The following is a 21,021-nucleotide window of genomic DNA, read 5'->3' on the forward strand; positions in this document are numbered from 1 at the left end:
TTCCATGTCTGATGTTGGGAATGCTGGCGCTGCAAGTCCAGGCCGCTGAGCCGAAAACAGCCGAACCCTCGAAACCCAAGCCCCCGGCGACCAGCATCAGCGCGAAGACCTATTCCGCTGACCTGATGCAGCTTTATCGTGAATCGCGTCTGGAGGACCCTCGGGTCCTCGCTTCATATTCCCGCGCCCAATCGAGCAAGGAACAGCAGCGCGAAGCATTCGGCGGGCTGCTACCGCAGGTGAGTATCAGTGCGGGCAAGAACCGCATTCACCAGGAAAACGAGCTGATCACTCAGTCGTACAGCAGCGAAAACTACGCGCTCCAGCTCAGCCAGCACATTTACAACAAGGCGGCCTGGGAAAACTACGAGAAGTTCAAGAGCCTGGCCAAGCAAGCGGGCGAGGAATCCAAGGAAGCTCAGGCAGAAGCCACCGTAGATCTCGCGCAGCGTTATTTCGCGGCGTTGGCAGCGGACGACGAACTGGAATTGGTGCAGGCCGAATTGCGCGCCACGCAAAAGAACCTCGATCGGGTCAATGCGCTGTACGCGAAACAACTGGCAATGATTACCGACAAGCTCGACATTCAGGCGCGGGTCGACTCGTTGACGGCGCAGGAAGTGGACGCGCGCAATCAGGTTCGCGTGACCCGTGCGGCGCTCTCGGAAATCATCGGCCGCCCGGTGACCGAGCGTTTGAGCCGCGTGCGTGACGACGTCGAGTTGAAAGTTTCGGCTGAAACCCTCGACAGTTGGGTGCAGTTGGCGACCGTCAATAACCCGCAGATTCTGGCGAGCCAACACGCTGTCGAAGCCGCAGAGGCCGCGCTGCGCGGGGGCAAGGGCGGGCATTATCCAACCGTCAGCCTGAACCTCAGCGCGCAAAATACCAACGAAGGTTACAACAACGCATTGGCGCCAAGAACCGATAGCTATGTCGCGGGCGTCAATGTGCAAATTCCGATCTATAGTGGTGGTTCAACCTCTGCGCGTGTTCGTGGTCTGTATCAGGACCAGATTACTGCGGAGGAACAAATGGAGGCGACACGTCGGCAAGTCGTCAAGGAAACGACGAACGCTTACTTGACCGCGGACTCCAGTGTCGAAAAAATACGCGCCAACCGGAACGCCCTGAGCTCTGCCGAGCAGTCCAGCATCGCGGCAGACAAGGCGTTTTCTTACGGGGTGGTGAATGCCGTGGATGTGTTGACTGCGACGCAGAACGAGTTCAAGGCTCGTCGCGACCTGCTCAAGACCCAATACGACTTCATCACGAATCTGTTCATTCTCAATCGTTGGGCTGGCAAGCTTTCCGAGGAAAGCGTGGATAGCGTCAACATCTGGTTGAGTAACAACAGTAAAACGGACTCTGTCCCACAGCGGAACATGAAGCAATGAATGCACCCAACAAATCAGTGATTATCACAGGCGTTACCGGTCAGGACGGCGCCTACCTCACCCAATTGCTTCTCGAAAAAGGCTACAAGGTCTACGGCACCTACCGCCGTACGAGTTCGGTCAACTTTTGGCGTCTGGAAGAAGTCGGCGCGTTGAACCACCCGAATCTGGAGCTGGTCGAGCACGATCTGACTGACCTGGGCGCAAGCATTCGCCTGCTGCAGAAGGCTGAGCCTTCCGAGATCTACAACCTGGCAGCCCAGAGCTTCGTAGGCGTGTCCTTCGAGCAACCGGTTACCACCGCAGAAATCACCGGCATCGGCGCGGTGAACCTGCTGGAAGCGATCCGCATCATTAACCCGAAGATCCGCTTCTATCAGGCCTCGACCTCCGAGATGTTCGGCAAGGTGCAACAGGTCCCTCAGACCGAAGCCACCGATTTCTACCCGCGCAGCCCGTACGGCGTCGCCAAACTCTACGCTCACTGGATGACCATCAACTACCGTGAGTCCTACGGGATCTTCGGTTCCAGCGGCATCCTGTTCAACCATGAATCGCCACTGCGCGGTAAAGAGTTCGTGACCCGCAAGATCACCGACGCGGTTGCCCGTATTTCGCTGGGCCAGCAGGACGTGCTTGAGCTGGGCAACATGGACGCCAAGCGCGACTGGGGTTTCGCCAAGGAATACGTCGAAGGTATGTGGCGCATGCTGCAAGCCGACGAGCCGGACACCTTCGTTCTGGCCACCAACCGCACCGAGACTGTCCGTGACTTCGTGTCCATGGCGTTCAAGGCCGTGGACATCGAGCTGGAATGGAAAGGCAGCGCTGACAACGAACACGGCATCGACACCAAGACCGGCAAGACCGTCATTCAGGTCAACCCTAAGTTCTACCGTCCAGCCGAAGTCGAACTGCTGATTGGCGACCCGGAAAAAGCCAAGCGCGTACTGGGCTGGGAAGCCAAGACCACGCTGGAACAGCTGTGTGACCTGATGGTCAAGAGCGATCTTGAGCGTGTGAAAACCGGTAAGTCGTTCTGATACAGCGCTGCGACTCGAATGCAAAGAGTGTGTGAAAGCAGGCTCTTTGCATGGCCCGCCATTACCTGATCTGTTGATCGACTCCTTCGACGCCACCTTTTCTGCTGCCCGGATGAACGGCCTCCAATTGCAGGCGGCAAGTGGCGCTCTTCTCTAAACCCCTGTTTCTAGCAAGCGCATCCTTGCGGCAGGCACGGTATCCAGTGTTCGGCTGGGGCGCTCTGGCCTGATAGACTTGCCCGCCTGGGCCACAGCAAATAAGGAAGCCGGGACCATGCAACGCATTCTCGTTACAGGCGCAAACGGTTTTGTAGGACAGGTGTTGTGCAGGACGTTGCAAGCGTCCGGGCATCACGTCGTTGCGATTGTCAGTTCCAGCGCCGAATCGCCTGCTCATGCAGACCAGACACTGCGCTGCGATATTCGTGACTCCGATGCGCTGACTCGCGCAGTCGCCGACGCCGCACCCACTCACGTCGTGCACTTGGCTGCAATCACCCATGTGCCTACTAGCTTCAAAGACCCGCAACTGACATGGCAAACGAACGTCATGGGCAGCGTGAACCTTTTGCAGGCAATGCGTCAGGCCGCACCTGAAGCATTCGTGATGTTTGTCAGCTCATCGGAAGTCTACGGCGCAGCGTTCAAGCAAGGCATCGCCCTGCGAGAGGACGCCGCCTGCCTGCCGCTCAACCCATACGCGGCCAGCAAGCTGGCGGCAGAAACAGCCTTCAATGAGTATTTCCGGCAGGGCCAGCCAGGCGTGATCGTAAGGCCGTTCAATCACATCGGTGCTCAACAGTCCGCTGATTTCGTCACCGCCTCTTTTGCCCGCCAGATCGCGCTGATCGAAGCCGACAAACAACCGCCGGTGCTGCACGTCGGTAACCTGGAGGCCGAACGCGACTTCCTTGACGTGCAGGATGTGTGCGATGCCTATTTGAGCCTGCTCGAACTGTCCAGCCAAGGCACAAGTTACCCGCGATGCTTGAATATCTGCAGCGGCCGCCCGCGCAGGATTCAACAGATCCTCGACACGTTGGTCGGATTGAGTTCCTGTTCAGTCGAAGTCGTTCAGGACCCTGACCGTATGCGGCCATCCGATATACCCAGCGCCACCGGTGAAAATTCGCTCATTCGGCAAATCACCGGCTGGGCCCCAGATATCGAGCTGGAGCAGACGCTGGCTAACATCCTTGCGTACTGGCGCTACCAGGTGAACATGGCGCAATGAAGTTACTGATCAATACAGAATCGCTGGCACCGCCCATGACGGGCATCGGTATCTACACCCTAAACCTGCTGAAGCAATTCATCGCTTCGGGGGAGTTCGAAGCCATCAAGTGCTTCTCCGGGCATTACTTCAGCGAAGCAAAAACTTCGCTGGAGAAAGCTGAAACGGACGTCCCGCCTGACATGGTGAGTGGAAGCAAAAACGGCCCTGTCATGGCTGCACTTCGCAACTCGATCCTGGCGTACCGCGCGCGCGAAGCCATGCGCAATACGTTGTTGCAGATGAGGTCCAGGCAGTTCAGCGATTTCGTCTACCACGAGCCCAACTTCATTTTGAAGCGCCATAAAGGGCCGGCCATTTCGACGATCCACGATCTGTCCTTTATCAGTTATCCCCAACACCATCCCTCCAAGCGTGTTGCCTGGTTGAATGCCAAAATGCCGGACACGCTGGCGCGAGCGGACATGATCATCACCGACTCTGAGCAGGTCCGCAGAGAGTTGATTGAGCGCTATCAGCTGCAGGAACAAAAGGTCCGGGCGATTCATTTGGGGGCTGCCGATCACTACGCCCCGCAGACCGCTGCCCAGACTCACGAGGTGCTAAGCCGCTATTCGCTGGTCCATGGTCAATACCTTCTCTTTGTGGGCACGCTGGAGCCCCGCAAAGGAGTGGACGTCTTAATGAAGGGGTGGGCCAACCTGCCTTCGCACTTGAAAAAGGCCTTTCCGCTTGTGTTGGCAGGTGCGCCGGGTTGGGGTAATAAAAGCTTGCAAGCCCAGATCGACGCGCTGCGCAACGAGGGCTTGCGGCATCTGAGCTTCGTCCCGGCCAGCGATTTGCCGTCCTTGTACGCCGGCGCCGGCACGTTTGTGTACCCCTCCTATTACGAAGGGTTTGGGCTGCCAGTACTGGAGGCGATGAAATCGGGTGTTCCGGTCATTTGTACTGGCGACACATCCATGTCGGAGATCACCGGTGAGCACGCTTTGCACATTCGGGCAGGTGATGTGGACCAACTGATCGACCACATGCAGTCCTTGCTTGAAGACGACATCCTCAGAGCCTCGATGTCAGTGGCCGGCATCACCCGTGCGCAGACGTTTTCCTGGGAAAAATGTGCGCGGCAGACGATGGGCGTATATCGCCTGTTTGGCGTTTGAATAGCCGCGTTTTGGGTGTGCCGGTGATCTTGGAGTGACCGGCACGCGCCGTCAGTTGATATCGCTGGGGCCGGGGTGTTTCATTTTCAGCAGCTCTAGCTCGAATCGGCGACGGTCCTGTTGCGTAATGGAGTCCAGGATCAACCCGATGGACGCCAATACTACGGCGACTAGTTCAAGCCCGGTAGCCAATATGGCCAACGGAACGTGGTGGATGTACTGCTCTCTGATCCAGTCGGCTGCGACCGGAAGGGCTGTCAGCAAACCCAGCAGCGCAACCAGCAGGGCCGCGCCGCCAAAAAACCAGAGGGGTCGGTAATAACGCAGGATGTTCCAGATCGTACTGAGCACGCGTATGCCGTCTTTCACCGTGTTGAGCTTGGAAAAGCTGCCGGTGGGACGGTCCCGATAGTCGCAAGGCACCTCGACGATACGCAAACGCTTGTCCAGCGCGTGCAGCGTCATGTCGGTCTCAATCTCAAAGCCTTCGACAAGGATCGGGTAGCTTTTGACGAAGCGACGATTGAACACTCGGTACCCGCTCATGATATCGGCCAGATTCGCTCCAAATAAGCCATTCACCAGGTTGCGCACCAGGCGATTGCCGAAGCCGTGCAGCGGGCGTTTGTTTTCTTCTGCGTATTTCCCGTGGCTGTGGCGGTCACCCACCACCATGTCAGCTTCGCCGCTGACCACAGGCTTGAGCAGCGCATGAATGTCGGATGCCGGGTAGGTCAGGTCTGCGTCCGCGAGCACGTAGATATCGGCATCGATATCCAACAGCGCCCGACGTACTGCATTGCCTTTGCCGGGGCGCGATTCGTTGATCACGCCACCCTTGCAGCCAAGCCGTTGCAGCGTTTCTTCCGCGCGTTGCTGCGTGGCGTCGCTGGAGCGGTTATTCACCACCCAGATAGCGGCGGACGGCAACGCGTTGTGAAAGTCCTCTAGGGTGGCGCCGACCGTCAATTCTTCGTTATAAGCCGGCAGGATGATTGCGGTCACACTCATTGTGGTTCCTTGATTATTTGTATCCGGGTGAACCCCAGGCCGAGATATCTCGGGTCGACACCAGGCTCTGGTCGTTTAAAAATCACTGGCGCCGGGAATCGCATGGTCAGCGAGTTGGCGCATTCTTGCGTGTTGGTGAAGTACAGGGACGTATTACTGAATGAGTCGTCGAAGATCGCGGTCTGTTGCTCGCCTCCCAGCACAAACTGGACGGGGTGCCCGATGTTTTCTCCGAAGGCGCGGGCGGTGATCGAAACTCTCAGGCGGCCTTGAGGCAAACAGGCCTGGAACCCCAGAACGGAAACCCGTCCGTCGCTCCAACGGCCCCACGATTCTTGATAACTGAATCCCTCCTCCCAAAGCACGCCGTTCTTCTGCGCGATATCGGCAGTACCAAAAGCTGCGTTGATGATCTCCCCGTGGTCCGCAAGCGTGGTGTGTCCGCCGGGCACCAATTCGCAGGATGAATATTGAGAGACCACGGTTGTCAGGTAGGTGCAATTGAACGAATGCGTTTCGCTGGTAATGGCGAATCGCGCCAGACTGCGCCAGATGCCGGGCAGGTCTTTATCTTCCGCCAAGACGCGCAGGGGCAGAGGGGACGGTTCACGAAGCTTCTGAGCAATCAGCCGCTCACTCTGTCTGGAAAAATTAAGCCCGTAGAACACGCTGTCGGCGTTCAAATAAGGTAATACATAGCCGATTGGCGCACCCATCACCAAATAGCGCGCGGGCGTTGTTCTCAGTTGTTCCGGTATCGCGATGGAAAAAGGGTTGCGGGAGCCGTTCTCGGCCTTTGCATGGCCCCAATCGGGCACTTTCAGCAACACCGCGCTCACCACTACTAACGACGCCAATGCGGCAACTCGCAGGGATTCACGGGCGAATATTCTTGCAATCAGCACCCAGGCGAACACCCCTAATACAAGCTCTACGGGAATGAGGTAGCGCTGATAGGCGAACAACCGCGCCCACAGGATGAAGCTCACGCCCACGAAAATCAGCAACGCACTGCTTGATCTACCGTGTTTCGTAGCGGGCCTTCGCAGGATTGCGAACGGCAACAGCACACTGATCAACAGGATGCGGGCATCGGCGAAGCGAACTTCCGAGGTTTTCACGGTGCCCACGGCGGACTGATACAGGTAATCCCAGAACTCGCTGAATTCGAAGAACTTCCAGCGCATGTCCCTGTAGTCCTTCAAGTCATAGAAAGGCGACTTGAAGATTGTGTTGTACAGCGGAAACAATGGGCTTTGCCATTCCAGCCACAAGTAGCCGTACCACCAGGCAGTCAGCAACGCACCGAAAACACCCCCAATAATGAACACCAGCGCCATGCGCAGCGATGCTCGGATATCGCCACGATGGAGCAAGGGCAGGGTGCACGCGGCGGCCACGGCAAACGGTGCGTTGGTGAGCTTAAGCCCGGTGGCGAAGCCCAATAAGACGCCAGCCATGAACAGGCTTCTGGACTGGATCAGCGGGGCGTCGAAGCAACGGACCAGCAGGTACACCCCCCACAGGAGCACAGGGGCGATCCAGGAAGAGAAAAACGAGGTGCCCAGTTCGCTCCACCACAGCGGGGAAAGCAGGCACAGTACCACCGCCAGCACCTGGGACAGGGACGGTTTTACATACCCCAGGCTGCGACCGACCTCTTTGGCGATCAGCGCGATGGCAGGCAGGCTGGCCAACTGAACCAGCAGCGTGCTCCAGGCGCTAAAAGGGAATGGTAGGTAGCGCAACGACAGGTACGCGAACACGTTGGTGGCGGGGTGCAGAAACGACTGCATGCCGGATGCGGCGATGTCGTGAGCGTACCGCCCGGTCAGCAACGCATAGCCGGTGTAGTAGTGGTAATTGAGCAGGTCCCAGTTCAGGTCCTGGCCGCGAAGGTACACAAAAACCGTTGCCAGCGCGGCGGCCACCACCATGACCACGGCGGTCAACCGCCCCATGGGCTGCTGATACCAAGGTGTGCTGTGTGTTTGATCCATCCCTTTCAATCAAGGTTCTCCTTTACTGCTGAATACGATAAATCGGGCATAGATGAAGCCGCACACTAGACTGACCGCCGAAAACACGACCAGTGTAACGATAGGTGGAAGTGCCCAGTGCTCGGCCAGAAAGCCGAAGGTGGCCGCCAGAGCACCCATGAATACGACGTACAACACATAGCGCGCGGCAGTGGCGTCAGCGCTGAAGGTGAATCGGGCGTTCGCGAAGAAACTGAACGTGACGGCAACCCCGAAGCCCAGGACGTTGGCCAGCGCCTGGCTTGCGCCCATCAGGTAAAACGCCAGCGCGAATACGCCCCAATGAATGAGGGTATTGACGACCCCCACACTGACGTAGCGAAAAAAAGTCGTTCCCACTCCCATTACTCCAAATGCACGCATCGAGTCGGCGTGTGACCGCCCCGTCGACTCTTTATTTTCTGATCAGGCGAGCCAGCTTGCGGCTGGCCCAGCGCAACGGCTTGGTTAGTTTCCACGACGAACTCAGGTACAGCGCAGCCAATTCATCCTGTTTCTGCTGAAGGCGCATTTCCAATTGCTGAAGACGCCCATCGAGTACCGAAATCTGCTCACTGTGTTGATACAGCACGGGCAGTTGTTCGTTGATGAGCACCGACCATTCTTCCAGGCGGCGAATCTTGTCCTCTGCCTGCAACTGATAGACCCGGCCGTTAGTGATGCCTTCTTCCAGATAAGCCATGTGCAGCTTTTGCGCCTGGATGACCTGTTCCATCGACGTGGCCCAGACATCGGCGGGGTAGACGTCTGTCGAGGGCGCCTCATGTGCAGGCCCTTGCAACAGTGCATCGAGCAATCCTTTGAACGTCCACTGCGCCAGCGGGGTGTTCCAGAAACTCACTGCCCAACTGCGCAGAGGCTCGTCCAGTGCATAGGGGCTGATGGATACAGCGCGTAGTGACGACGGGTCATCGACGCGACGGTTCGACAGCTCATGCACGAGGATCAAAAAGGCCAGGAAAATATCGTCCGGCCAGACGCAGTCGCGCGCCTGCGGTGCGATGCTGCCGAAATCGATCAGTTGTGTCTTGCCGTTGTCGAGCCGCATAAGGTTCCAGGTTCGAACGTCCTGATGATACAAACCGGCGGCTTCGAGGGCCGCCAACTGCTGCAGCACCTCGGTCAGCACGTTCACGGTGTCGAACGGCTCGTTCTGCTGTATCGCGTCAAGCAGCAACTGCCCGTCCAAGCGCTCCATGACCAGCATTCCCTCGTTAACCCCTAGGCTGTGTGACAGCAGAGCAGGCGCCTGGAAACCACTGGGCGGATGGCTCAAAAAGGCCAGCTCGCGCTCGTACTCGGCACGGTTGACCTCGCCACGCTCGCCGTCGAAGCGAATCACTTTGGCAAAAGCCCCGGCCGCCCAGTAGTAGCGGCGGCTGCCCTGATGCGTGCCGTTGGCCAGATTGTGCGGTTCGGTCGACCAGCGTTCGATGCGCTCAGCCACTGGGCCGGAAACCCAGTATTCATTACTGGCAACCAGCAACGGGCGTGCGATGCCGGACAAGTGCGTGCCAAACAAGCCAAGCTCGTGAATAAACCCGTAGCCCTGCAACAGCTCAAGGTAATGCGCCGGTTGTGACGGCCCCCAGTACAGCGGCTCTTCGCGCAGCGCCAGTTCGAACACGGCCGCCTTGCTCACCTGCGCGACATGGCGCAGCCAGTCTTGAACCTGTGGCACGCCGTGTTCGTGCACCACGTGATGCAACACGCTCAGCCCAAGAATGAGGTCATATTGTTCAGGTTGCAGCGCGGCGACAGTTTCTTCCAGCCGACCCACCGAGAAGGTCGCTTTCAGTGCCGGGTTTTCATGGGCAAGGGCCTGGCAGACAAAGATATTTTTGTCGAGAAAGTCCACCCCGTGCACCTCCGCGCCGCGTGCCGCCAGGCTCAGACTGAAAAAACCCTGTGCGCAACCCATGTCCAGCACGCGCAAAGGCCGGCCTAATTGCGCAGCGAGTGCATCGTAGACTTCAGCGATGTGGTCGAGGCGATCAGTACAGGCGCGCGACGTTTCCTGAGCGATGTCTGGGTGACCAAAAATGGCCTGATAGATCTCAGGCAGGTCCGATACCAATTCAGCGAGCGATTGACTCATGACTAATCCTTACAGTTATTGTCCTGCGACCTCGAAACTCGAATCCAGGTCGGCGATGCCCCAAAAGGGCCTCTCGCAGCCGACCTTCAACAGCACCGAGTCATAGCGACGGTCGAGCGGGACCAATTCGTCCCGGGGATCACCCGAGGACATTCCAAATGAAACCAAATAGTCGCCAGCGTTCAGTCGCAGTGGCATCGAGAAGCGGAAGACCTTTACTTCACCGGCTTTGGCCGACAAACGTTGGCCGGCGCCCCCCGCCAGATACGAGTTGGTGCCGTACAGGAACAGCCCCTCGATACTCTTGATCAGAAAACCCGCCACCACGCTGTCGTAGGCCTCATGAAACAGCACCTTCATATGGAAATCGGTCTGCACACCGCTGTCGATTCGTGACGGGTACACCTGACCGGCTGCGGCGATGCGATAGTCCAGAATCTCAGCGCCCCCGTGCCCCCATCGATATTCTTCTGGCCGGTAGCCAGGGCGTTGAGCGTAGACGTCGTCGTGCTCGTCGCCCATGACGGCCGTTGGTGCTTCGTTGGCTGCTTCTTCCGGTTGCACTGTTGGCGCGGCAGCCGGTGTTTTTTTCTTGCCAAACAGTTCGTCCAGATAGCGGTTGGTGACATCGCGGGACGAGCCGTCCATCTCGATCCGGCCGCCCTTGATCAAAATCGCCCGGTCGCAGTGTTTCACTACGTCATCGGCGCTGTGGGACACCAGCAGCAGCGTCGTGCCTTCACGGGTAAAGCTTGCGACCCGCTGGTAGCACTTGGCCTGGAATCGCACATCCCCGACCGACAACGCTTCGTCGACGATAAGCACGTCCGGGCGCGAGGCTGTCGCCACGGCAAACGCCAGGCGCACTTGCATCCCGCTCGAATACTTGCGCACCGGCTCATCCATGTACTCGCCGATCTCGGCGAAGGCTTCGATGTGCGGCATCAGCGCGTTGATTTCCGCCACGCTGTAGCCCAGCAACTGGCCGCCCATCACCGCGTTTTGCCGGCCCGTGAAGTCCGGGTGAAAACCCATCCCCAGTTCGAGCAAGGCCGCCACCCGGCCATTGATCCCCACACTGCCAGTGGTGGCGTGAGTGGTGCCGGTGATGATCTTGAGCAACGTGCTTTTGCCTGCACCGTTGACGCCCATGATGCCGACGGATTCGCCCGGTGCGATTTCGAAGTTGAGGTCCTGCAACACCCATTTGAGATGGTGGCGGGGCTTCTTGATCGGGCTCAGCCATTCCACCAGACGCGACCAGCGTGTGGGGTATTGTCGATAGGCCTTACCCAGGCCTCGTACACTGATACTGCCCATTACAATTCATCCATCAATTCGGCGTAGCGCTTTCTGAACAGCCGCAACGCCAGCAGGCAAAGCAGGACCCCGACCAGCAGCACCGGCCACAGGCCCGACCACTCTGGCCACTGACCGTGTACCAGCACCTGCTGATACGCGCCGATCAAAACGGCCATCGGGTTATAGGCCATCAAATGCTGAGCCATCGGCGGCAAAATGCTCAGTGGGTAAATGATTGGCGTCATCCAGAACCAGAACTGCAACACCACTGCGAACAACTGCCCGACATCGCGGAAAAACACGTTCAACACGCCCAGCACCATGCCCAGCCCCAGCGCGAAAATCACTTGCACCGCCAGGATGGGGAAGATGGCCACGAACGACAGCCCCGGAAAGTTGCCGCTGATCAGCAGGAACACCACGAACAGACCGAGGATGATTGCGAAATTCAGCGTGGCGCTGAGCACCAGTGTGAATGGCAGGCAAAACCGTGGGAAGCTCAGTTTCTTCAACAGGTTGGCGTTGTCGATGAAGATGTTCTGACCGCGTCCGACCACATCGCTGAAATACCCCCACATGATGATGCCCGCGCACAGGTAGATGCTGTAACCGAAGGTGCTCTCGACGCCCGGCAACTTGGCTTTCATGATCTGGGAAAAAATCACCGTATAGACGAAGATCATCGACAGCGGCTGGATCACGCTCCAGGCGGCGCCCAGCAGCGAGTTCAAGTACTTGGCCTGAAACTCTCGTTTGACGCTGCCCAATATGAAACTGCGGTAATGCCACAGCGCACGTAGCGTGGCCTTCATCGGGCAAGCTCCGCGTCAATGGCCGGGGGGCTGGCTTCAGGCGTCAGATCCTCGAACAGTCCCAGGCAATGGGCGACGAAATCCTGGCCGACGTTGCTCCAGTCATAAGCCTGCATCGTGTGTTGGCCGTTTTTGGCCAACTGCTGGCACAGCGCTTCATCGGATGCCAATCGCCATAGCGCCGAACGCAGGTTTTTCGCATCGACCATCAGCGCGTTGTGCCCGTCGATGGCCATGTCGTGGAATGCCGCACATTCGCTGTTTACCACCACGGGGCGTCCGGCCATCCAGGCTTCGAGCAGCACGATACCGAAGCTTTCGCTGGTGCTCATGTTGACGAGCGTGACGCATGACATCAGCGCGCCCCTCACCACCTCGCGAGGCTGGCGACCCAGATATACCGCGTGCGGCGAGTCGATCACCACGCCGTCGTCGTCCGGGCCGATCAACACCACCTGCATGCCGTACTCCACAGGGAGCGTGGCCACAGTGTCGATGATCTGCTGATAACCCTTGGCCCCGGCTTTGCGGCCGAGGACCAGCACGAACGGTTTTTCCGAGGTGTACAGCGCGCGGAACGCTGCGACATCGTCGGCGCCAAACGGCTCGCTGACATCAATGCCAGCGGGCAGATAGTCGACTTTGCACCCCTGCCGAGCATAGAACGCGCAGGCGGCTTTGGGGGCCGCCAACAACAGGCTCGCCTGCTTGGCGCAGTCCAGCACGTCGGGGAAGTGGTAGAAGTCGTCGTCCAAATGCGCGTGAGGGATCACGATGGTCGGCACGCCGTGTTGGCGGGCCTGCTCGACAGCAGCGATAGCGGTGCGGAATACCGTGTTGTGAGTGACCACCAAATCATACTGGCTGATATTCTCCTCCAGAAAACGCTCCAGTCCGCTGGACCAAGGGCCGCGCAGGTCGGTGAGGTTGATCCCCAACGGTCGGCGCGAGCGTTCGGCGGCGTTGTGCAGCAGGTCGAACCCTGCTTCTGGCGTCATGCCGGCCACGTCGCACAGCGGCTGAACGTTGAGGTTCAGGGGCTGATCGTCGATGCGCAATGCCTTGAGGATGAAGGCCAGCGGGCGCGGATCGTCGTACGACGGCGCAGGGCTCGAAGCCTGTATTTCCACCGTGCCACGTCTTGCGTGGAATTCGATGACGAATTCGCCTGACACCTGACCGCTGTACAACAGCCCGCCTTGGGCATCCTGTATCAGCAACGCGGTGGCCGAAGGCGCCGCGCCCTGCAGCGAGACGCGGGCATCGGTGTTCAAATGAATGGCACTGGAGGTGAGCGCCCAGCGCTCGAACCGATTTGCGCCGATGGCTTCAGGCGCACTCCATCCCCACGCAAGCCCATGGCGGCGAAGTTCGGGCACGCGCTGTTGATAAACCTCACGCTCAAATAGGCATTGCGCGCTCCACGCTGCGATCAATGCCTTGCCGCCCTGTTCGGGATGAGCGTTCTGGACCTCGAATCGGGCGAAGCGGGTATGGCGCAGGTCGGTGAACGCGGCGCTGTTGCCATCGAAAAGGTAGTGATCGCAAAAGCGGCTGGCGCTTTGCAGCGAAGTTGCCTGCGCTGCAATCAGGTCGATGTCGAAATGGCCAGAGGCATCCAGCGCACGCAGCAGGTTTTCAATCATCGACTCAGCGCCGCCGAGTGCCGGCGACACATACCGATACGTGACAAACAGCACCCGCTTGCGAGGCACTTCAAGGGATTGCAAAAGCTGCACGTAACCCTGGCCCAGCGCCTTCATCGACAAATGATCATCGAACACTTGCCGACGTGCCATGCGCGCATCTACGGCCTCATGGGTAACCCGGCCCATGGCCGTGTGCAGCGCAGTGGCGAACTGGTCGAGCGTGGTCACGCTGACATGAGGGGCAATCGCCGCCGGATAGCCGCGCTGGCCGAATTCAGTGGTCACGGTGAAAAGGCCGTTACCAAGGAAGTCCGCCAGCTTCACGTTCGAACCGCTGCCGTTGCTCATCGGGTTGACGGCCAGCGTGCAGACCCCCATGACCGCCGCCTTGACCGAGTCGTCGAGAACGCCCCACAGCTTGACGTTGCTGTCGGCGCGCACTGTCACGGCGCCGCACACCCCCCCGATGATGTGGAACTGAATCGAAGGGCAGGCCGGGGCCAACTGGTTGACGATGAAATAAACGGCTTCGATGTTCGGCGGATGCGCCGAACCAAGAAACACCGCAGAGGGTTGTTTGATCTGCATCCTGACGGCATCGAGGTCTTGCGGCGTGGGTATCGAGGGCACTTCGGCGCCGTTGCGCACCACCACCATCGGCCCACACGTCTGCACTCCTCGGGTGAGCGACACTGCGTCATCCTCAGCCACCGCGACTACCGCAGCGGCACGCTCTACGGCTGTTCTTTCCAGCAGGGCGACCTGAGCAATCAGCGACTCCCCCTCAGGGTGCCCTTCGAAAAGGCGCTGCTTGAGCAGGGTTTCGTTGTTCTGCGAGGAATAAATGAAGCGGTCGCCAAACAGACAGGGAATCGCAGCCAGATAGGGATGCTCGACCGCGATCACCCGCGCATTGGCCTTGGCCAACTGATAGATGGACAGCAAGAGCGCGTTCTTTACCGACTCGCTGCTGGCGACAATATCGTCAGCCGACGTCACCGACAGCGCGTTCACGCGCATTTGCTCGGTGATGTGGCCGGGCGTCTTCGGCACCGAAATCACAGTGGTCGCCGGGCCATAGTGGTCCACGCGCAACTCGTCGCCATTGGCAAAGCAGATGAACAGGACCGGGCACCACTGCGCCACGGCCGCATACAGGCCACGGGTGCGGGTCGCGCCGCCGCCCACCGCAGTGAACGAGTTGTAATCGTTGAGCACCAGGACCGGTTGCGCGAGGCTGCTGCGTTTGCTGATGACGCGGTCCAGATAATCCGCCATGCCTTGAGCGATATGAGCCCAGGTGTACTTTTCACGGCCCAGGGCGTTACCTGCAGCGCCGATCAGCAGCCAGTCTTGCTGACGCTCGCGCCAGCCGCGCAACACATGGGCGAACTCACTCATGGGGGCCAGCAGCACGTGTTCATTTTCAACCGCCGAGACACCGCGCATGCCAATCGACGTGGACAGCACAGGCAAGCTGTGGGCGAAGTAGTCGAATACCTTCACATTTGAGCCGCTGCCAGCGTCCATCGGGTTGAGGGCGACATTGGCCTGCTGCAACAGCTGCAATTTCTTTTCGACCGAGACCAGGCCGTGGCGCACGACGTTGCTCGGGTAGCGACCTTCCGGCAGGCAATTGCCGATGATGTCGAACACCACGTCCGGCACTTGTGGGGCCAGTTCGTTGGCAATGAACAGCGCTGCCTGGACATTGGGCGTATGCGAGCTGCCCATGAACACGGCCGAGCAGCGCTGTTGATCGGCCACGCGCACCGGGTTGATGGCCAATGCCAGTTGCCCATTGGGCACCGACAGGGCATCGAACGCGGCATCGGGCACCAAGCGCTGAAAGGCGGTCAGGTCATCTTCGTTGCAATACAACACAGCATCGACCGCCTTGAGCAGACGGCATTCGGCTTGCTCGACGAGTTCGTGCACCGGCTTGCTTCGCTCATGGGGGTGCAGCGCGCGATACAGGTCACTCTCGCAGTTGTACGCGTTGTACAGGCGCGGTTTGTGATCGACCCCGGCGAACAGGTCGTAATCCACGGTAAACGGCGAGTCGTGAATGATGATGTCGGCGGCTGCGTATTCTTCTATATATGCCCGGTGCAGCAGCGTGGGGTGACGTCCGCTTGCAGCAATCGACGGGCCGGACATGTCGCCACCGCCGTTAAAAGGGTCCAGCTCGCTCCAATGGCGGGCGAAGAAGTCATCCTTAGGGATGCGTCGCTCCACGAACTGGCTGCCGTGATTGATGACTTCTTCCTTCACACCCCGATGCCCGGAGGACAACAGCGTGACGTGGTGGAAGCGGCTCAGGGCCAGATAGAAATTGAACAGGCGCGCCTCGCCACCATTGGAAGCTGGCGCGAAGGCGGGGAAAAAACTGAGTGCGAGAATTCTTTTCACGTATCGAAAACCACTGCTACCGGTTGAACCAGGATTCGAGGGGGCTTTTGCGGGCGTCGTTATGACCCCTGCTGCACCATGCGGCGGGAAGCTCCCCGGCGATGTCGGAGGGTTGGATCGATGGGGGGGCAGGCGGGGGGCTGCCCGTCAGACCGAGCAGAATGCGCAGGCGATGATCGTAATAGCGATACCGGCGCAGTCGTGCGTTCAGCCAAGGGCTGCGGTGGGCGACCTTGACCACGAGCGAGCGCGTACGTGCGACGACCACCTGCAGGGGCGGCTTAGCCAGACGCAACATGCCTCTGGTCACTTTTCGAATGTAACGGATCGGGCTGGAATCACGCCACGCCATAGCTTTCGTACCTATTTGATGCCTGAGACCTCTGGAAAGAGACACCGGTGCTCATCGAACGTCACACGCTGGATCGAGCAGCCTCAGGGGCGCGGTTCAGGATGAGTGAACGCTGCGGCCAGGGTCGGAATAACACGCGTGCGATGGGGGTGCGGCACCGGACTGACCGGCGTGCAAACCCCATCACATGCCCATATTGCGGGGGATGGCATCATACGGGTTACTCCCGCGGGATGATAGACGTGGGCAAATGCACGCGCTGTACGTCAGGTGAAACTGATATTATTCGCGGTCGTTTTCTTATGCCTTTCCGAGAAAGTTCATTCATGAATAGACGCAACTTCGTGAGCCTGGCCGCCCTTGCATCTCTTGGCCTGGCCGCGCCAGAGCGCGTGCTGCAAGCCGCGCCCCGGAAAAAACCGCCGGTCACCAACTTCTCGCTCACCCACAACACCATTCGCTACTTCGGTGAGGCGTTCCACACGCCGACCCGGATCGTTTTCTTGTCCGATACTCATCTCTGGCAAAGCGACGAAAGGGAAGACCCGTATCGCCAATACAGCGGGCGGATGGCGGCGGCCTACAACCAGACCCAGCACTTTCAGACCGGGCAACCGACCAATCCGATGCAGGCGTTTGAAGAAACCCTCAAGCTTGCCGTGCAGCAGAAGGCCGATTTGTTGATTTTGGCGGGGGATATTTTCAGCTACCCGTCCGAGGCCGCGCTGGACTGGGCACAGGCCAAACTCAAAGAGGCTGGCATTCCTTACCTCTATATAGCGGGCAATCACGATTGGCATTACGAAGGCATGCCGGGCTCGCTGTCGCAGTTGCGTGAGACCTGGAGCGCCAAGCGCCTGATGCCGCTGTACCAGGGCGCGAACCCGTTGATGAGCTACCGCGACGTCAATGGCATTCGTTTCATCGCGCTGGATAACTCCACCTACGAGATTCAGCCCGAACAAGTGGCGTTCTATAAGAAGCATGTCCAGTTCGACGGCCCGGTGGTGCTGGTGGCGCACATTCCGTTCTATGTGCCGGGCAGGCCCATCGTCTTCGGCTGTGGCCATCCGCAATGGGGCGTGGTGGAAGACAAAGGCTACGAATTGGAGCGTCGGCCACAATGGCCGCGTCAGGGGCACACCAAAGTGACGCTGGACTTCCACGAGCGGGTGTTCAGCACCCCTAATCTCGTTGGTCTGCTCACAGGGCATATTCATACGCAGTCGTTGGACGTGTACCGGGGCATCCCTCAGTTCGTGGCGCCGCCGAACCTTGCCGGGGGCTTTCTCGACGTTCGTTTCGAGCCCGTTTGATCGCTTCTCTTCTATTTATATAGGCCGTGAATCGCTGCCTATCGGCCCGCCCCGTTTCGTCAGCCCAGCCGTCGCGTTAGAGGCGATGCGATGGATGGCCTGTGCGCGTCTTTTAGATGCCTGAATGCGCTGACACCGAAAGCACGCTCATGGCGGCTTAGGAGTGTGGCAGTGCAATCAGGCGGGAAGGGTAAGGCTAAATTCCGGGCATTAAAAAACCCGCCTTTTAAGGGGCAGGTTTTTTGATCAGCGTGCGAGGGGCCGAAGCCCATCGCAGTTATCGGTTACGAGGCAATTAAGCGACGTAGCTGATAACACCGTTGTTAACGGCCAAGTGCTCAGCGGTAACACCGGTCAGGGTGATTACGGTGTTGTCAGCAGTTGGTGCGATAACGTGGGTAGTAGCGTCTTCGGTAGCGGAGCCGCTGCCGAAAGCCTTGCTTTCGATAACAACTTGTACGCCGGAGTTGCTGTTTACCAAGAACACTTCCAGTTTGTTGTTGTCGCCAGTGGTCAGCGCGCCTTTGTTGAAGGTGTAACCAGAGCCCAGAACGATGCTGTCGCCAGCGCCGAAGTAGGTAGCAGCGGTGCCGTCGGTGCCGATTTTGAAGTCAGTACCAGCTTTAACGGCTGCGTCAGTAGCGAAGTAGAAAGTTTCTTTCAAGGTCGCGCTTGCATCAACGTTTGCAACAACTTTAGCCTGGGAAACAGTGTTGCCAGTGTTGAAATTGCCGATGGCATCGCTCGCCTTCTGAGTAGCATCTTCAAAGACTTTGTTAGCGTCAGTGATGACTTTGACAGCAGCGACATCAGCATCTGCAGCTTTAGCGTCGGCCAGAGCTTTGTCAGCATTTACTTTAGTTTGCAGCAGAGCAGAGAACTCTTTAGTTGGGTCTACGCCAGCGTCGTTGCCATCTTCTGCGTCGATTTTCGCTTTAGTAGTTGTAACCAGCTTGTCGGCAGTGTTGTTAACAACGTCAACAGTAGCGGTAGTTTTGAAGGTGGTAGCGAAGCCCAGAGCCTTCAGAGCATCGTCTACTTTCGTGCGCAGTGCTGGAGTAGTGTCTGCGTCAGTGTAGAAGCTGTACAGAGTTTCAGCCGATGCTGCTTTAGTGGTGGCGTCAGTGGCGTCCAGCGTGCTCAAAGCGGGGGCAATTGCTTTCAGTGCGGTCACTACGTCAGCTGTGAAGCCAGCGTCAGCTGCAAGACCTGCTTTGGCAGCAGCAACGTCTGCAGGCTTGGCAGCATCAACTTTAGCAGCAGCAGTCAGAGCAGCTTCATATGCAGATGCGTCGGCGCGGATTGCGTCGCTTGCAAGAGCTGCACGAGCGGAAGTAACAGCGTCACCAGCGATTTCTGCTTGAGTTGCCAGCAGTTTGGTGTCAGTAGGCGACAGGTCATCGGCAGCTTTGGCGTCTTTGCCAATAGCGACGATTTTATCAGCATACGAGGCGTCCGAAGCCAATGCTTTGGAATTAACACCATTAGCAGCAACAAACTTAGCTACCAGCGCGTCAACTGCAGTAGTATTGCCCACTTTGGCGGCAGCTTCTGCAGCTTGTGCAGTAGTCAGAGCGTTGATCAGGCCCAGAGCTGGTACTTGACCGGCCAGAGAACCGGAGTTGATGTTGTCGATTGCAGTGCTAACAGAAGCCGAAGTACCGTCAACATCAGCAATGGCAGCAGCAGCGCCAGCTTTGTCGAAGTTGGTGTCGCCAACAGTCGACGTGTAGGTGTTAGCTACGAAAACCTTGTTGTCGATCACTTTCTGGTCGTTGGCCGAAGCGAATTCCAGGAAAGCAGCAACCAGTTGGTCAGCAGGACGGGTGTCAGTCTGTGCCCAGTACTTGACTTCGTCAGCCGATGGAGTGCGTTCGAACAGGTTTTGGTAGATCGAGGTCACCAGGTCAGCGCGGGTAGCAGCTGCGCCGTAGGTAGTGGTGTACTCGGTGCTGGTTACGAACGAAGCGCGGATGTCTTCGATGGTTTTGCCACCGGTGGTGACTTGGTCAACCCACCAGTTCAGACCACCTTGGTCAGCAGCACGACCCAACAGGCCTACATACAGTTGTTGTACTTGAGTTGCGATGGTAGTAGCCATTACTCGTAAATCTCCAGTATTAAGTCGAATCGACATCCAGGCTTCCGTTTGCGGATGCAGAGCCCGTCGGCCCAGCCTGTTGCCACACCCCTAAGGGCCGTGGCCCCCGTTATGGGAAGTCAGCGAACCCGCCAACTGCGTTTAGAAGGTCATCACCGCTTTTTGAGGCGATTGGATAGATAACCTGCATTGCCCGGCGATCATACATGTCAAAATAGCGGCGTAACAATAGCTGGCGTGGGGCTTTTCCACGATTTCTGTAGGAATCTTTTCTTTTTCGTGTAGGCGGAATTATTTCCAATTTGTAGGATAAAGAATTGGAAAAGGCTGCCGACAGATTCCCGCAAACGCCCGACAGATCAGGCTATTAGCGTCAAAGCCCCGGTTTTACTGGGTCGGCATGTGTCGAGAAAAAAATGGAACCATCGGTGGGTTTTTGACTCGCGGCCATTTGCCATTGATAGGCCACCCTATGCCAGTTGCTGGAAATGAAATAATCGAATTTCGATAGACGATTTCAATCTGGTTAAACCGGACGACCGGTCATTTCGGCCTAGTTCCATGTGTTTCACGAACGGACACATTTCGCTTTGCAGACATTCGGCTGAGCGTCGATTTGGCTAAATCATCGCCAACAGTCAGGGGCAACTCGGCTCAGTGAGCGACGTTATAGAAGCCCTATGTAAAGGAAGCTCGGCGCCTGAACGCGAGGGGTTTCACACCAACCGCGTCTCTTCATCATCAATCAAATTGCTCAACCCGCCCAACGCTACCCTGGCGCGGTTTCGGTCGAGGAGTTTGGCTTGTGCGGCGGGGGGCAGGTCGGTAATGCACAGCACGCCCTTGTTGGTCAGCACCTGAATCAAGTCGTCGAGTACCCGAATCATTTCGATATCGCTGAGTTTCAGGGCATTGAGGCTGTTTTCCACGGATTCATTGGCGAACCAGGCCTGTATCTCATGGTCATCAGCGGGCAGTGTCGCTGTGGCTTCGGCAAAGCCTGAAGCTTCGACGCGCACCAACTCTCCCTGGGAATTGCGTTGAACGTAAAACATGGTTCGTCCTCGGTAATCCGAAAGCTGGCGACCGCCG

14 protein-coding genes are annotated in these 21,021 nt (G+C 58.1%); 5 read left to right on the top strand and 9 right to left on the bottom strand.

Annotated features, from left to right (window positions below; translation table 11 throughout):
* Positions 1-11 precede the first annotated feature (11 nt).
* From AAEO81_RS04415 to AAEO81_RS04430, 4 genes are all read left to right on the top strand, one after another.
* Complete coding sequence (locus tag AAEO81_RS04415) at positions 12-1,397, top strand: TolC family outer membrane protein (protein WP_341964460.1); 1,386 nt, start codon at positions 12-14, stop codon at positions 1,395-1,397.
* Positions 1,394-2,440 (top strand): GDP-mannose 4,6-dehydratase, encoded by a 1,047-nt coding sequence (gmd, locus tag AAEO81_RS04420; protein WP_341961893.1) that lies wholly within the window; start codon positions 1,394-1,396, stop codon positions 2,438-2,440. The genes AAEO81_RS04415 and gmd overlap by 4 nt, the downstream gene beginning before the upstream one ends.
* 274 nt (positions 2,441-2,714) lie before the next feature.
* Positions 2,715-3,674, top strand: coding sequence for a GDP-mannose 4,6-dehydratase (locus AAEO81_RS04425; protein ID WP_341961895.1), 960 nt, complete (start codon positions 2,715-2,717; stop codon positions 3,672-3,674).
* Positions 3,671-4,837: a glycosyltransferase family 1 protein gene (locus AAEO81_RS04430; RefSeq protein ID WP_341961897.1), complete on the top strand. Its 1,167-nt coding sequence runs from the start codon at positions 3,671-3,673 to the stop codon at positions 4,835-4,837. The genes AAEO81_RS04425 and AAEO81_RS04430 overlap by 4 nt, the downstream gene beginning before the upstream one ends.
* A gap of 51 nt (positions 4,838-4,888) precedes the next feature.
* Here AAEO81_RS04430 and AAEO81_RS04435 read toward each other — a convergent pair whose 3' ends face one another.
* Genes AAEO81_RS04435 through AAEO81_RS04465 form a run of 7 tightly spaced genes read right to left on the bottom strand, consistent with a single transcriptional unit; the run spans position 4,889 to position 16,160 of the window.
* Positions 4,889-5,848, bottom strand: coding sequence for a glycosyltransferase family 2 protein (locus AAEO81_RS04435; RefSeq protein WP_341961898.1), 960 nt, complete (start codon positions 5,846-5,848; stop codon positions 4,889-4,891).
* Positions 5,845-7,800, bottom strand: coding sequence for a hypothetical protein (locus AAEO81_RS04440; protein WP_341961899.1), 1,956 nt, complete (start codon positions 7,798-7,800; stop codon positions 5,845-5,847). The genes AAEO81_RS04435 and AAEO81_RS04440 overlap by 4 nt, the downstream gene beginning before the upstream one ends.
* A 57-nt stretch (positions 7,801-7,857) precedes the next feature.
* The gene (locus tag AAEO81_RS04445) at positions 7,858-8,226 is read right to left on the bottom strand and encodes a GtrA family protein (protein WP_341961900.1); all 369 of its coding nucleotides are present in this window, start codon (positions 8,224-8,226) and stop codon (positions 7,858-7,860) included.
* A gap of 55 nt (positions 8,227-8,281) precedes the next feature.
* Positions 8,282-9,985, bottom strand: a complete 1,704-nt coding sequence (locus tag AAEO81_RS04450) for a methyltransferase domain-containing protein (RefSeq protein ID WP_341961901.1) — start codon at positions 9,983-9,985, stop codon at positions 8,282-8,284.
* Between the two features lie 15 nt (positions 9,986-10,000).
* On the bottom strand, positions 10,001-11,305 hold the full coding sequence (locus tag AAEO81_RS04455) for an ABC transporter ATP-binding protein (RefSeq protein WP_341961902.1): 1,305 nt from the start codon (positions 11,303-11,305) through the stop codon (positions 10,001-10,003).
* The gene (locus tag AAEO81_RS04460) at positions 11,305-12,099 is read right to left on the bottom strand and encodes an ABC transporter permease (RefSeq protein ID WP_341961904.1); all 795 of its coding nucleotides are present in this window, start codon (positions 12,097-12,099) and stop codon (positions 11,305-11,307) included. The genes AAEO81_RS04455 and AAEO81_RS04460 overlap by 1 nt, the downstream gene beginning before the upstream one ends.
* The gene (locus AAEO81_RS04465; protein WP_341961906.1) at positions 12,096-16,160 is read right to left on the bottom strand and encodes a glycosyltransferase family 4 protein; all 4,065 of its coding nucleotides are present in this window, start codon (positions 16,158-16,160) and stop codon (positions 12,096-12,098) included. Before AAEO81_RS04465 ends, AAEO81_RS04460 begins: the two co-directional genes overlap by 4 nt.
* 678 nt (positions 16,161-16,838) lie before the next feature.
* Here AAEO81_RS04465 and AAEO81_RS04470 point away from each other — a divergent pair.
* The gene (locus AAEO81_RS04470) at positions 16,839-17,828 is read left to right on the top strand and encodes a metallophosphoesterase (protein ID WP_341961907.1); all 990 of its coding nucleotides are present in this window, start codon (positions 16,839-16,841) and stop codon (positions 17,826-17,828) included.
* 295 nt (positions 17,829-18,123) lie between these two features.
* Here AAEO81_RS04470 and AAEO81_RS04475 read toward each other — a convergent pair whose 3' ends face one another.
* Both AAEO81_RS04475 and AAEO81_RS04480 read right to left on the bottom strand, forming a co-directional pair.
* Positions 18,124-19,929, bottom strand: a complete 1,806-nt coding sequence (locus tag AAEO81_RS04475; RefSeq protein WP_341961909.1) for a DUF4214 domain-containing protein — start codon at positions 19,927-19,929, stop codon at positions 18,124-18,126.
* A 716-nt stretch (positions 19,930-20,645) separates the two neighbouring features.
* On the bottom strand, positions 20,646-20,984 hold the full coding sequence (locus AAEO81_RS04480; RefSeq protein ID WP_341961911.1) for a tryptophan synthase subunit beta: 339 nt from the start codon (positions 20,982-20,984) through the stop codon (positions 20,646-20,648).
* Positions 20,985-21,021: the final 37 nt, after the last annotated feature.

The organism is Pseudomonas sp. RC10 (genome assembly GCF_038397775.1).
GTDB classification, from domain to species: Bacteria; Pseudomonadota; Gammaproteobacteria; order Pseudomonadales; family Pseudomonadaceae; genus Aquipseudomonas; species Aquipseudomonas bambusae.

What these genes read in the sequence shown, in the direction of transcription:
- AAEO81_RS04415 (WP_341964460.1), top strand. Translation starts at nt 12, where the DNA reads ATGTTGGGAATGCTGGCGCTGCAAGTCCAGGCCGCTGAGCCGAAAACA.
- gmd (WP_341961893.1), top strand. Translation starts at nt 1,394, where the DNA reads ATGAATGCACCCAACAAATCAGTGATTATCACAGGCGTTACCGGTCAG.
- AAEO81_RS04425 (WP_341961895.1), top strand. Translation starts at nt 2,715, where the DNA reads ATGCAACGCATTCTCGTTACAGGCGCAAACGGTTTTGTAGGACAGGTG.
- AAEO81_RS04430 (WP_341961897.1), top strand. Translation starts at nt 3,671, where the DNA reads ATGAAGTTACTGATCAATACAGAATCGCTGGCACCGCCCATGACGGGC.
- AAEO81_RS04435 (WP_341961898.1), bottom strand. Translation starts at nt 5,848, where the DNA reads ATGAGTGTGACCGCAATCATCCTGCCGGCTTATAACGAAGAATTGACG.
- AAEO81_RS04450 (WP_341961901.1), bottom strand. Translation starts at nt 9,985, where the DNA reads ATGAGTCAATCGCTCGCTGAATTGGTATCGGACCTGCCTGAGATCTAT.
- AAEO81_RS04455 (WP_341961902.1), bottom strand. Translation starts at nt 11,305, where the DNA reads ATGGGCAGTATCAGTGTACGAGGCCTGGGTAAGGCCTATCGACAATAC.
- AAEO81_RS04460 (WP_341961904.1), bottom strand. Translation starts at nt 12,099, where the DNA reads ATGAAGGCCACGCTACGTGCGCTGTGGCATTACCGCAGTTTCATATTG.
- AAEO81_RS04470 (WP_341961907.1), top strand. Translation starts at nt 16,839, where the DNA reads ATGAATAGACGCAACTTCGTGAGCCTGGCCGCCCTTGCATCTCTTGGC.
- AAEO81_RS04475 (WP_341961909.1), bottom strand. Translation starts at nt 19,929, where the DNA reads ATGGCTACTACCATCGCAACTCAAGTACAACAACTGTATGTAGGCCTG.
- AAEO81_RS04480 (WP_341961911.1), bottom strand. Translation starts at nt 20,984, where the DNA reads ATGTTTTACGTTCAACGCAATTCCCAGGGAGAGTTGGTGCGCGTCGAA.